The 12,990-nt window shown below is 68.3% G+C and carries 9 protein-coding genes and 1 tRNA gene; 4 read left to right on the plus strand and 6 right to left on the minus strand.

Annotation, left to right across the window (positions count from 1 at the left end; genetic code table 11):
• A partial coding sequence (locus ACFQ36_RS15555) for a hypothetical protein (protein ID WP_377015148.1) occupies positions 1 to 703 on the minus strand: 703 nt, incomplete at its 3' end.
• Between the two features lie 239 nt (positions 704 to 942).
• On the minus strand, positions 943 to 2,481 hold the full coding sequence (locus ACFQ36_RS15560) for a S1C family serine protease (protein WP_377015150.1): 1,539 nt from the start codon (positions 2,479 to 2,481) through the stop codon (positions 943 to 945).
• Positions 2,482 to 2,701: 220 nt separating this feature from the next.
• On the opposite strand from ACFQ36_RS15560, the gene ACFQ36_RS15565 reads away from it, so the two are divergent.
• Complete coding sequence (locus tag ACFQ36_RS15565; RefSeq protein ID WP_377015152.1) at positions 2,702 to 4,768, plus strand: TPM domain-containing protein; 2,067 nt, start codon at positions 2,702 to 2,704, stop codon at positions 4,766 to 4,768.
• 95 nt (positions 4,769 to 4,863) lie between these two features.
• Entirely contained in the window at positions 4,864 to 5,610 is a 747-nt protein-coding gene (locus ACFQ36_RS15570; protein WP_377015154.1) for a PspA/IM30 family protein, read from the plus strand.
• 108 nt (positions 5,611 to 5,718) lie between these two features.
• On the opposite strand, the gene ACFQ36_RS15575 is transcribed toward ACFQ36_RS15570, so the two are convergent.
• The 3 genes from ACFQ36_RS15575 to ACFQ36_RS15585 form a co-directional block, all read right to left on the minus strand.
• Positions 5,719 to 5,792: transfer RNA gene (locus ACFQ36_RS15575), tRNA-Met, on the minus strand.
• A gap of 51 nt (positions 5,793 to 5,843) precedes the next feature.
• On the minus strand, positions 5,844 to 8,756 hold the full coding sequence (locus ACFQ36_RS15580) for a UPF0182 family protein (RefSeq protein WP_377015156.1): 2,913 nt from the start codon (positions 8,754 to 8,756) through the stop codon (positions 5,844 to 5,846).
• A 276-nt stretch (positions 8,757 to 9,032) separates the two neighbouring features.
• Entirely contained in the window at positions 9,033 to 10,124 is a 1,092-nt protein-coding gene (locus tag ACFQ36_RS15585) for a PDZ domain-containing protein (protein ID WP_377015158.1), read from the minus strand.
• Between the two features lie 260 nt (positions 10,125 to 10,384).
• On the opposite strand from ACFQ36_RS15585, the gene ACFQ36_RS15590 reads away from it, so the two are divergent.
• Positions 10,385 to 11,803, plus strand: coding sequence for a zinc-dependent metalloprotease (locus ACFQ36_RS15590; RefSeq protein WP_377015160.1), 1,419 nt, complete (start codon positions 10,385 to 10,387; stop codon positions 11,801 to 11,803).
• 69 nt (positions 11,804 to 11,872) lie between these two features.
• Here the strand turns inward: ACFQ36_RS15590 and ACFQ36_RS15595 are convergent, their stop codons facing one another.
• Positions 11,873 to 12,511 carry a M48 family metallopeptidase gene (locus ACFQ36_RS15595; protein ID WP_377015161.1) on the minus strand — a complete coding sequence of 213 codons (639 nt, stop codon included), beginning with the start codon at positions 12,509 to 12,511 and terminating at the stop codon, positions 11,873 to 11,875.
• A gap of 146 nt (positions 12,512 to 12,657) precedes the next feature.
• On the opposite strand from ACFQ36_RS15595, the gene ACFQ36_RS15600 reads away from it, so the two are divergent.
• A partial coding sequence (locus ACFQ36_RS15600) for a hypothetical protein (RefSeq protein WP_377015163.1) occupies positions 12,658 to 12,990 on the plus strand: 333 nt, incomplete at its 3' end.

Raw genomic sequence — 12,990 nt, forward strand, 5'->3', positions numbered from 1 at the left:
CGGGCCGCTCCTCCTCGGCGGCCCCGCCCTCGGGCCGCTCCTCCTCGGCGGCCCCGCCCTCGGGCCGCTCCTCCTCGGCGGCCCCGCCCTCGGGCCGCTCTTCCTCGGCGTATTCTTCCTCGGGGGCCTCGCCTTCGGGCCGCTCTTCGGTTTCTTCCCGGCCGGCCGCGGCAGGGGTTTCTTCCTGTCCGGCTTCCTCCTCGGGCGAAGTCCCGGCGCTCTCCGTATCCTCGACGGCCTGCCGCCGCTCAGCGCGGCTCTTAAAGGGATGGGTGACGGACCGCAGTCCCCTGCCCGCCCCGGCACCGACGGCACCGGCTCCCGTCCCGGCTGCACCCGCCGCCGCCATGCCTGCTTCCGCGGTCCTGCCCGCGGCCTCGCCCACGCCCTGCTGCATCGCGTTCAACCGCTCCGCGCGGCTTTGCAAAGTGTTGCTGACGGATTCAATGCGCTTGGAGGCGCCGGCAATGGCGGCCCCCTTCGCTGCTTCCACGAGCCTGCCGGAAACCTGCTCTACCAGCCGCCTTGCCTCCGGTGAGGACTGCACGAGCTTGGTCACCTGTGCGGCAAGCTCATCCTTGTTGTTCATCAGTTGCTTGCCACCGAGGGCACCGGCGACAGTGAGCGCCAGCTTCAGTTTCTTCGTCCGGCCGAGCAGGTACCCAGCCAGCACTAATCCCGTAACCTTCGCCTTGTTGTCCACCGGAGTCCTCCATGGCTTGTTGGGACCGTTCGGGGATGACGCCCTGCACAGGAGCGTGTCCCGAGCATGAAACTAACGATGCCACACCCACGTGGCTGTGACTAGGCAAGTTTGCTGATTATTTGGACCCTGGCGTATTGGCGAAGGAAGGCAGCAACACAACGCAACCGGGCCTCAGGCGGGGCAGGGCGGTTAGCTGGCACCGCCCCGCCTGATGCCTTTCCAAGCGGGCAGTGCGGTTAGCTGGCGGGCGTCTCCCCCAGCGTGACTTCCACGTTGCGCTGGCTGCCGTCACGCAGGAGCGTGACCGTCACCTTGGAGCCGCTGGTATGCTCGCGGATGGCGGCGGTCAGGGACTGGCTGTCTTCGATGGGCCGGTTTTCCACGGCGGTAATCACGTCGCCCTTGCGGATCCCTGCGTCTGCCGCCGGGGAGCCGGAGACCACTTCGGCCACCGCTGCCCCGACGGAGAATTGCGAGGAATCCTCCGCCGCCTTGGCCGTGACGGTGACGCCGAGGTAGCCGTGGCTGGCCTTGCCGTCGGCGATCAATTCCTGCGCCACCCGGTGGGCGTAATTGCTCGGGATGGCGAAGCCGACGCCGATGCTGCCGCTGTCTTCGCTGGAGGAGGCGATGGCCACGTTGACCCCGATCAACTCGCCGGCGGTATTGACCAGTGCCCCGCCGGAGTTGCCATGGTTGATCGCCGCATCCGTCTGCATGACATTCAGGTAGATGCTGCCCTGGCTGCCGGACTGACGCTCTTCCTGGCCTGGGAACTGGAAGTTGAATTGGTCATTGGGGTTGCCCCGGCTGCTGTCCCCGGAATTCTCCGGAACCGCCGAGGACGAGACGCTGATCGTCCGGTTCAGGGTGGAAATGATGCCGTCCGTCACGGTACCGCTCAGCCCCAGCGGTGAACCGATGGCAATGGCGGTATCGCCGACGTTCAGCTTGTCCGAATCCGCGAATGCCACCGGGGTCAGCCGGCTGGCGTTGATCTTGATTACGGCCAGGTCCGAGAGCGGATCCGTGCCGACGATGGTGGCCTTGTGGACCTGGCCGTCCTGGGTGCGCACCTCCACCGAGGGCTTGGCTACGGTGCCGCCCAGGGTCACCACATGGGTGTTGGTGAGGATGTGCCCCTCGCCGTCCAGGATGATTCCCGAACCGGAACCGCCGCTGCTGCCGCCGGTGACCGAGATGGTCACCACGCTCGGCGAGGCCTTGGCAGCCGCAGCGGTGATCTCGTTGACTGAATCCGTATTGTTGACGATCAGTTGGCCGGACTGTGTGGTGGGCGCGATGACCGCGCCGGAACCGTCCGCCAGGGCCTGGGTTCCGACGGCGACGCCTCCGCCGGCAAGCCCGGCCAGCAGCATACCGGCCACCAGCGTGCCGGTACCGAAGCGCTTCCTGGTGGCCGGCTTGGCCTGCTGGTAGGCCAAGCCGGGGCCGGAGGCCTGCCCTGTACCAATGGTGTGGAAGGCAGCCCCGGGGGCGGGCTGGCCGTAGCCGGGCGTGGAAGTTTCGGAAGCGGGGTGCGCAGAACCCTGTGGCACACCCTGTGCCGGAGCGTCCGCATGGCGCCAGCTGCCGTGCTGGGCAGGGATCTGGCCGACCGGCTGGGTCCGGTTCTGCTCCGGGCCGATGGACCGGGTGGCGTTGGGATCCGGCGCCGGTCCGGGCGCCGGCGCTGCTGCGGGCGGGGTGGACGGCGGATTCTGCGGCTGCGGCGGGACCGGCCGGTCTCCGGGATCCTGCGGGTTCTCGCTCATACTGATTCCTTTCATCGAACTAAGTCCACTATGCCCGCCGCACCTGTGACAACTTCATACATTTGCTGGAAGAAAACTGGGAGCTTGCCGGAAGCCCCTCTGTGGACGCCCCCAGTACCGCCCCATAGAATCAAAACCGGATGCAGGCGCGTCCGGCGCCGGCATCCGCACAACGACCATCCGGCCCGCCGCGGGCCGGATCGCTGCCGAAGGGTTGCTTATGCGATTACTGCCCCGTCCCCTCGCAGTGCGCCCGGCGGTTCAGCTGGCCGTACGGTTCCTGGCAGCGGCCGGGCTGCTGGCGGTCCTGCTGACCGTTCCGGTGGCCGCCCGGGCCGAGCCCCCGGTGACCATTCCGCCCGGCCAGTTCGTAGTGGACCGCGCCGGAGTGCTGGGCAACAGGGCCGGCGAAGTGGAGGACGCGGTCCGCAACCTGCAGCAGGAACGCGGCCTGGGGCTGTACATCATCTACGTGGACACCTTCACGGATCCGGGGAATGCCCGCCAGTGGGTGGTCGAGACAGCCGACAAGAAGGGCCTGGGCAGCTCGGACAGCATCCTGGCCATCGCCGTGGACCAGCGCGCCGCACACTTCCAGTCCGGCCAGGGGGGCCCGCTCGCGGGAAAGGAGCAGGCCATCTTCCAATCGGTCGTCCCGGCCCTGGGCCGCAGCGACTGGGCGCAGGCCGGCTTGGACGCCGTCGCTGCCGTCAAGGACGCGGCCTCCGGCGGCAGCGGTTCGGTCAGGTCCGGCGGTTCGTCCGGCTCCCTGGTTCCGGTGCTGCTGGTCGGCGGCGTCGTCGCGGCCGGCGGGGTGGGCACCTACCTTTACGTACGCAACCGCCGCAGCCGCCGGGGCGCCAACGTACCGGGCAGGCCGGAGGGCGGACAGCCCCGGGATCCCAACGATGCCATGAGCATCGAGCAGCTGCGCCGGAAAGCCTCAAGCCTGCTGGTTGCCGCGGATGACGCCATCAAGTCCAGCGAGCAGGAGTTTGGCTTTGCGCTGGCCCAGTACGGGGAGGCGGCCGTGCTGCCCTTCCGCGAGGATATCGACGCCGCCAAGCTCCACATGAGCGAATCCTTCAAGTTGCAGCAGCAGCTGGATGACCATATCCCGGACACCGAGCAGCAGCAGCGCGCCTGGCTGGGTGACATTATCCGCCGGTGCGAAGCCGTCAATGCCACCTTGGAGCGGCACAAGGCGGACTTCGACGCGCTGCGCAAACTCGAATCGACTGCGCCGGAGGCACTGGCAGCGGTCCGGGCCGCCGCCGGCACCGCGCGGGGCCGGCTCCAGGAGGGCACGGACCTGCTGGAGCGACTGCGCTCCGGCTACGCGGATTCGGCGCTGGCCCACATCGCGGACAACGTCAGCCAGGCGCAGGAGCGGTTGGCCTTCGCGGAAAACGCTGCCCGGACCGCGCAGGAAAAGCTTGACGCCGCGGACCGCAGCGGCGCCGTCGTCGCCATCCGCGCCGCGGAGGAAGGCGTCCACCAGGCCGATGTCCTGCTCGATGCCATCGGCAGGACCGCCAAGGATCTGGCCACCGCCCGGCAGGCCATGGAGTCCGCGGTTGCCGACTCCGCCCAGGACCTCGCCCAAGCCAGGGCACTGCTCCACGGCGGCCGGCATCCCGAACTGGCCGGACCGGCCGCCGCGGTGGAGGCCGCGTTGGCCAACGTCAAGCAGGCGATGGCCGGCGGCCGGATCGATCCCCTGGCCGTCATGCAGCGGCTGGAATCCGCCCAGGGGCAGCTGGACGGCGCCTTGGCAGGCATCCGGGACCAGCAGGAACGCGCACGCCGTGCCCGGGAGGCGCTGCAGCACGCGATCATGTCCGCCCAAGCCCAGATTTCCGGCACCTCGGACTACATCAGGGCCCGGCGCGGCGGCGTCGGCAGCCAGGCCCGCACCCGGCTGGCCGAGGCCGAACGCCACCTGGACCAGGCCATCGCGATGGCCGACTCGGATCCGGAACAGGCCCTCAATTACGCCAACCAGGCCAATGCCCTGGCCGAGCAGGCCAGCCGGCTGGCGCAGCAGGACGTCGACGACTTCAGCGGCATGGGAGGTTTCGGCGGCTTCGGTGGCGGAGGCCGCGGAGGCGGGGGCCTGGGCGGCGCGATCCTGGGGGGCATCCTGATCGATTCGATCCTGCACGGCGGCCACCACGGCGGCGGAGGCGGGGGCATCTTCGGCGGCGGCGGTTTCGGCGGCTTCGGCGGTGATGGCGGCGGTTTCGGCGGCTTCGGCGACAGCGGAGGTGCCGGCGGCAACTTCTAGGCAGCCGGTGCTGTCCTTCGGCCGGCGCCGGCCGGGACACAGTTGTCCATTGGTTTCATTGGTTTCCATTGGTAGGCAGAAGGAAGGGCAATATCGTGGTAAAGCAGTCTATTTTCGGCCGCATCGCACAGCTGGCCAAGGCCAACATCAACGCGCTGCTGGACCAGGCGGAAGATCCGCAGAAGATGCTGGACCAAATGGTCCGCGACTACAGCAACAACATCGCCGAAGCCGAGAGCGCCGTCGCCCAGACCATCGGCAACCTGCGGATGCTCCAGGATGACTACAACGAAGACCTGGCCACCGCCAGGGACTGGGGCAACAAGGCATTGGCAGCCAGCCGCCAGGCGGACAAATACCGGACTGCCGGCAATACCGCGGATGCCGAAAAGTTCGACAACCTGGCCAAGGTCGCGATCCAGCGGCAGATCGCCGCCGAAAACGAGGCCAAGGGCGCGGAACCGACCATTGCCTCGCAAACCGAGATCGTGGAAAAGCTCAAGACCGGCCTGAACCAGATGAAGTCCAAGCTCAATGAGCTGCAGAGCAAGCGCGACGAACTGATCGCCCGCGCCAAAACGGCCCAGGCGCAGCTGCAGGTCCACGACGCGATCAAGAGCATCGACATCCTCGATCCGACCAGCGAAGTCAGCCGCTTCGAGGAGAAGGTCCGCCGCGAGGAGGCAAAGGTCCGCGGAGCCAACGAACTGGCCGCCTCCAGCCTGGACGCCCAGTTCGAGAGCCTGGAGGACCTTGGCGAACAGACGGAAGTCGAGGCCCGCCTGGCGGCCCTCAAGGCCGGCAACGCGCCGTCGCCGGCGTCCCTGGAATCCGGCCAGTAGAAGCCGGCGCGCCGGGTGTCCCGCCGCGGACGGACACCCGGCACGCGGGTGCACACAAAGGCAGGGCGGGCCCGGTATCATACCGGGCCCGCCCTGCCTGTTTCCTCGTTGCGGGGAGAGGATTTGAACCTCTGACCTCTGGGTTATGAGCCCAGCGAGCTACCGAACTGCTCCACCCCGCGGCGACTCATGTAACTCTACCGGCCGCGGGAAACGGATGCAAATCGGCAGCGTCAGCCGCCCGACGTCGGGGTGGGCGTGGGCGACGGCGTGCTGCCGCCCGTGGACGGGGCGGCACCGGTGATCTCGGACTCGGCGTTGATGGCATCCTGGAGTGCCTTCTGCAGCTTCTGCTGTGCCGTGCCGTAGGCGGCGAAGTCGCCCTTGCCCAGCGCCGCATTGCCTTCCTCGATGGCTGCGCGGGCGGCCTGCAGTGCGGCCTGCAGTTTCTCCTGCGCGGTTACCTCCTGGGGCGGGGTTTCCGGGGTCTGCCCGACATTGCCCTCGTCCCCGGTGGTCGCCCCGGAGTTGCCTTGGAAGACCTGGTCCAGCGCCTCGGACAGGGTGGGCGCAAAGCCCACCTTCTCGCCGAAGCTGACCAGGACCCGGCGCAGGGTTGGGTAGGACGAGGCACCGGAAGACTGCACGTAGACCGGCTGCACGTACAGCATGCCCCCGCCCACGGGCAGGCTGAGCAGGTTGCCGTTGATCACTTCCGAGGCGCCCTGGCGCAGCAGGTTGAGCGCCTGGGAGACGGTGGTGTCCGAGTTGAACAGGTTCTGTGCCTGTCCGGGGCCCGGGACGGTCACGGAGCGGGGCAGTTCCAGCAGCCGCAACTTGCCATAGTCAGGGGACTTCACCCCATCCTTGCCGGTGCCTGCATCGGCCTCGGCGGAGAGGAAGCCGTAGAGCACGTTGCGCGGCTCCTCTCCGTCGGCCGTAAACGGAATGAACGGCGTGGTCAAGGAGAAGGACGCGCTGTCCTGCCCGGGCATCTTCAGCGACAGGTAGTACGGCGGCTGCTTGACCGTGGTCTTGGCCCCCAAGGTCGGATCCGTGGGAACGCTCCAGGCGTCCGAATTCGAGTAGAAGCGGTCAACACTGGTCACGTGATAGCGGCCGAGCAGCTCCCGCTGGACCTTGAACAGGTCCTCGGGATAGCGCACGTGGGCCATCAGGTCGGCGGACATCTCGCGGTACGGCTTGAGCGTGGTCGGGAAGACCTTCTGCCAGGCCTTCAGTAGCGGATCCTGATCATCCCAGGCATAGAGGGTGACGGAACCGTCGTAGGCATCCACGGTGGCCTTGACCGCATTGCGGATGTAGTTCACTTCCTGCGGCGGCAGCGCCACCGTGCGGCCCCCGGCGGTCAGCGAATCCGCGGTGGCGGAGGCCAGCTGCTGCGGGGTGGAGTACGGGAAGTGCTGGCTGGTGGTGTAGCCGTCCACGATCCACTTGACCCGGCCGTCGATGATCGCCGGGTAGGCGTTGCCGTCGATGGTCAGGTAGGGGGCGAGCTTCTCGACGCGCTCGCGCGGGTTGCGGTCATAGAGGATCTGGGATTCCCGGTTGACGGCATCCGAAAGCATCAGGTCCGTGGACTGGAACTTCAGCGCGTAGACCAGCCGGTTGAACCAGTTGCCGACATTGGGCCCGCCGTTGCCGGTGAAGGTGTTGCGCGCCTCGGTGTCCGAATTTTCGCTCTGCGGCCGGTCGATTTCCACCGGGTCCGCGCCCTCCGGGGCGCCCACGATGGAGTAATCCGGCGAGAATTCGCCGAAGTAGATGCGCGGCTCGTAGCTCTTGTCATTGCCCAGCACACCCTTGGAGGGAATGCCCGAAAGCATGAAGGAGGGCTTGCCGTCAGCCTGGACCCTGGAGCCCGCGGCGGCGACCACGCCGTAGCCGTGGGTGAACAGCACATGTTCGTTGACCCAGCCCGAAGGCACGCCTGCGGTGTTCAGCTCGCGGACGGCAATGACGGTGTCCTGGACATCGCCGTCCACGTTGTAGCGGTCCACGTTGAGCGTCGGAGCGAACTGGTAGTACTGGCGGAACTGCTCGAGCTGGCCGAACGCGTCGGAAACGAGGTTCGGGTCGAGCAGGCGGATGTTGGCGGTGGTCTCGGCGTCGGAGCGCAGCGCCCCGGCCTCCGCGGTCACGGTGGCGTTGTACGGGGTGACTTCCGTATTCGTCAGGCCGTAGGCCTGGCGGGTCAGGGCGATGTTGCGCTCGATGTATTCGCGCTCGAGGCTCAGCTCGGACGGGGTGACCTGGAAGCGCTGGACCACCCAGGGGTACACCCCGCCGGCCAGGATGGCCGTGATGACCAGCATTGCGGTCCCCACCAGCGGCAGCCGCCAGCGACCCATGACCGCGGCCACGATGAACAGAATGGCCACGATAATGGCAGCCACCGCGAGAATCGCCTTAGTTGGAATGACCGCGTTGACGTCCGTGTACAGGGCGCCGGCCCACTTGCCCGAGGTCGACTGCAGGGTGCTGTACCGGTCAAGCCAGTAGTTGATGCCCTGCAGGACCAGGAACAGGGCGGCGAACACGGCGATGTGGATCCGAGCCGCCGTCGAGGCGAACAGGCCCTTTTCCTCCAGCCGGATTCCGCCGTACAGATAATGCGTGAGCAGTCCGGCAATGCCGGCAATCAGTACGACGCTGACCAGGAAGCCGTTAATGAAACCGATGAATGGCAAGGTATTGAGATAGAAGCTGTAGTCCAGCCCGAACTGCGGATCGGCGGTGCCGAACGGTTCCTGGTTGAAGAACAGCAGCACCGTCTTCCAGGCAGAGGCGGCTGCGGTGCCGGCGAAGCCGCCGAGCACAACCGGGATGCCGATCATGAGCAGCTTCCGGACCGGCTCCAGCTGCGCCTGGTAGCGGTTCAGATTCTCCTGCAGCGAGCTGTCGGGCGCATATACCGGCCGGGAACGGTAGGCGATCCGCAGGCTCAGGTACACGGACACGGACATGATCACGAATGCGACCAGGAAGATCGCTATCCTGGTGCCGTTCTCCTTCAGGAACACCTCCAGGAAGCCGAGCTGGCTGTACCAGAGAATGTCCGCGTACACCTGGGAGAAAAAGACAAAGCCGATCACCAGCACGGCCACCACAATCAGGGTGGGCACCAAGGCGGAGCGCTTCCGTCGAAGTTTGGTCGGCGGCGTTGGCCGCTCGGCATAGGGCCGGTCTGGTCCGAAGGTCACTCGTTACCTCATCGTCTGGGTGTTTAACTCGCGACGGATCCCAGGCCTGTGCCCGGGAGTCCCCCGCTTAAACCACGATCCAGCAGCCACAGAGGTTCCGCCTTCTGCCATTCTGCCCTGTGGCTCCGGCCCCAGCCAGCAGGCCGCCCGGAACCGGCGGAACTGTATCCCGATTGTGACCGGATCCCGGTTGACAGCTCAGCTGCAGCTGGGCAGCGCCGATGCGTCCTTGCCCTGCCCGATGAGCGTCACGGCGTGCACGGCGTCCTTCAGGGTAGAAACCTTCACCACCTGCAATCCGTCCGGGACGTGCCCGGCGACCTCGCCGCAGTTTTCCGCCGGGGCCAGGAAAACCGTGGCCCCGTTCTCGGATGCGCCGAGCATCTTCTGCGCGATGCCGCCAATCGGCCCGACATCGCCGCTGGCGTCGATGGTGCCGGTTCCGGCGAAGTGCTTTCCGCCGGTCATCGGTCCGGCGGTGAGCTTGTCGACGATGCCCAGGGCAAACATCATCCCGGCACTCGGTCCGCCGACGTCCTCCAGCTGGATCTTGACCTTGTAGGGAAACGTATAGCTGATGTCCAGCGCCACACCGAGCTGGTACATGCCTTGGCCGTTGGCCTTCGGCGCGATCTTTTCCGTAACCCGTGCCCCGTCCCGCCGCACGCCCAGGGCCACGCTATTGCCGCCGCTGGCATTGAGCGCGCCGCGCAGGACCTCGATGTCCGTCACGGCCTTGCCGTTGACGGTCTCGATGGCGTCGCCGACCTTGAGCACGCCCTTGGACACCGAATCGTCCGTAAACCCGGCCACGGACAGCTTCTGGCCGTAGTCCACGCCCAGGTAGCCGAGGGCCGCGGCCACCGAGGACTCCTGCGAGGACGCCATGGCCGCGGTGTTTTCCTCGTTGATCTGCTGTCCGGTGGTTCCCGGCGGATAGACGAGCTCCTCGGGCGAAACACTCCGCGCCGGGTCCAGCCAGCCGGCCAGCACCTCGAAGATGGTGACCGGAGCGTTCGGGCCGCCACTGACGTAGACGGTGGTCAGGTCCAGCGCCCCGGTGGCGGGGTAGGTCCGCTGGCCGGGAACCTCGATCAGCGGCCGGTTCCGCAGCTTGCCGATGGTGTTGAACGTCGGCCCCGGGGACTCCACGACATACGGTGCCGGCAGCGCCAGCGCGGCCAGGCCCAGCAGGCCCGCGGCGACGCCCGAGCCGATGAGCGCCAGCTGACGCCGGCCGGCGCGGCGCGCGGAGGCCGGGCGTTCCTCATGGGCGGTGGACTGGACCACGCGGGCTTCCTCTTCCTTGTATTTTCCCTGCATTTGACGGAGCGGCAGCATCCGTGACGTACGCTGCCGACCGCACCGACCGCTGGCGGCGCAGCAACCAGCCTACGCCGTCGTGCTGGGCGGACGCTGGGAACGGCAGGTGCCCTGCCGGGGGCCGACGCCCAGAGCGAACGAAGACCGGCGGCGGCGACAATCCGGATTTACTGCCGGTAACGTGGAGCTATACCCGCAGACAACCTCCACAAGAAGCGGTGGTACAGATGACTTCCAACCGACCGAACGACGACGGCGACCAGCAGGATCCGCTGTCCGAAATGTTCGCCAAGCTGTTCGGCGGCCAGGGCGCCGGCATGGATCCGGCCGAAATCGCCAAGGCCGCCGGCCTGCCGGCGGATCCGAACATGCTCGCCCAGATGTTCCAGCAGGTCCAGGCGATGATGAGCGCGGGCAACGAGGGCCCGGTCAACTGGAAGCTGGCCCACGAAAACGCCCGCCGCGCCGCGGCCGCGGACGGGGACCCCTCGGTCGGCGCCGCCGAGGCCCGCGAGGTGGACGAAGCGCTGCGGCTGGCCGAGCTCTGGCTGGATCCGGTCACGGACTTCGCCGCCACCGGGCTGCTTGGCAAGGCCTGGGCCCGCGCCGAGTGGGTCGAGGCCACCCTGCCCACCTGGAAGCGGATGACGGAGCCGGTGGCCAACAGCGTCGCGTTCGCCCTGACCTCGGCCCTCACCGAGCAGGTTCCGGAGGAAATGAAGCAGATGATGGGCGGGGCCCGCTCCATGCTGCAGAACATGGGCGGGGCCCTGTTCGGCATGCAGCTGGGCCAGGCCGTGGGTGCCCTGTCCAAGGAAGTGGTCAGCTCCACGGACATCGGCATTCCGCTGGCCCCGGGGAAGATGGCGCTGTTGCCGGCGAACGTGAAGGCCTTCGGCGAGGGCCTGAACGTTCCCGCCCAGGATGTGCTGCTCTTCCTCGCGGTGCGCGAAGCCTGCCATGCCCGGCTGTTCACCCATGTGCCGTGGTTGGGCGCGCATCTGCTTGGTGCGATCGAAGGCTACGCCCGCGGCATCCACATCGACATGTCCCGGATCGAGGAGGCCGCCCGGGAGATCGACCCGACCAATCCCCAGTCGCTGCAGGAGGCCTTGTCCCAAGGCGTCTTCATGCCCGCCCGCACGCCCGCGCAGGATGCGGCGCTGGCCCAGCTGGAAACGGTGCTGGCCCTGGTGGAAGGCTGGGTGGACGAGCTGACCGCCGCCGCGACCACCAACCTGCCTTCGGCAGGGGCATTGCGCGAGATGGTCCGCCGCCGGCGCGCCACCGGCGGTCCCGCCGAACATGCCTTCGCGGCGCTGGTGGGCCTGGAGCTGCGGCCGCGCCGGCTGCGCGAGGCCGCGGCGCTGTGGGCGGCACTCGGCGAGGAGCGCGGCATTGCCGGCCGGGATGCGATTTGGCAGCACCCGGACCTGCTGCCCACTCCGGAGGACCTGGACGATCCGGCCGGCTTCTCCAAGCGGCGCCGGCAGGTCGAGGCCAAGGATGCCGAGGTTGACGAAGCCCTGCAGAAACTGCTGGCCGGCGGCTTCGACGAGACGGAGTCCGGCCCGGGCCCGCAAGGCGGCGCGCAGGGCGACACGCCGGAGACGGACGACGGCGGACCGGACCGCGAAGGCCGCTAGCGTTCGCAGCCTCCCCGCACCGGGACCCCTGCCGCTCCCCTGGGGTTGCTCCCGAGGCGGATGCCCCGGTCAGCGGGCAGGGGCCGGCTCGGGTGCGTCCATTGGGTCTGCACGCCGGTCCCCGTCCAGCGGGTCGTCGCCGAGCCCGCGTCCCATCGCATAGGCCGCCCCTTCAAGGAAGGCCTTCGCCCGGTCCAGGTGCGGATAGCCCGACAGCAGCTGCCAGAACCCGGGCCCGTGCCCGGCTTCCAGCAAATGTGCCAGCTCGTGCAGGATCACATAGTCCACCACCCACACCGGCATGCCGTCGATCTTGTCCGAGATCCTGATCGTCCCCCGGGCCGGCGTGGCCGATCCCCAGCGTCCGTTCTGGTTGGACACCCAGCGGATGCCGGCAGGCTGCGCCCGTCCGCCCAGGAAGCGCCCGGAGAGTTCCCGGGCGCGGCGCAGCAGCTCCTCATCGCTGCGCGTCCTGCCGGTCCCGGCCGGCCGCTCCTCGAGCTTCTCCAGCATCCGCCGGACCCAGAGCAGTTCCTGGGTCCTGGTGAAATGCCCGGGGATCGAAATCACCGCCGCCCCGTCGCGCCAGGCCGCCGAGACCGTGCGGCGTCGGCGGTTTGACCGTTTGACCACTACCGGGGCGCCGTCCCTGGTGGTGACCGGTTGCTCGCCAATCCCGGCAGCTGCCGGGTCCTGTCCTCGCCGCATGCCCTCGACGTTACCGCGGCGCCCGGACCCCATGCACGCCGACCCGGCAGCGGCGGCCGCATCTGTGGATAACCCCTGCCCCGGCAGCGCCGGCGTGCCAGCATGGACCTTGGCGGCAGAGCGCGAGGATTCGGGCGGAGGAAACTGTGTCACACCTGCGGATCAACCCCGGACTGCGCGTCCTGGCCCGGGCTTCGGGATCCATCCAGCTGGGGCTCGGCCCCGGCGGCATCCTGCTCGACGGCACGGACACAGCGGATCTGGCCTTCATCGACCGGCTGCGCCGGGGCCTGGACCGGGCCGAACTCGAGACGGCGGCCGCGTCCTGCGGGATCAGCGGCGCGCGGGCCCAGGCACTGCTGACGGCCCTGGCGCCGGTGTTGGTCACCGGCCCGGGCCGCGGCCCGGGGATCATTGGCCTGCGGTCAGACCGGCTGGCCCCCGACCGGGACCGCTGGTCCGCGGTGTACGGCTGCGAC

Origin of the sequence: Arthrobacter sp. GCM10027362 (genome assembly GCF_042679445.1) — a bacterium.
GTDB lineage: Bacteria > Actinomycetota > Actinomycetes > Actinomycetales > Micrococcaceae > Crystallibacter.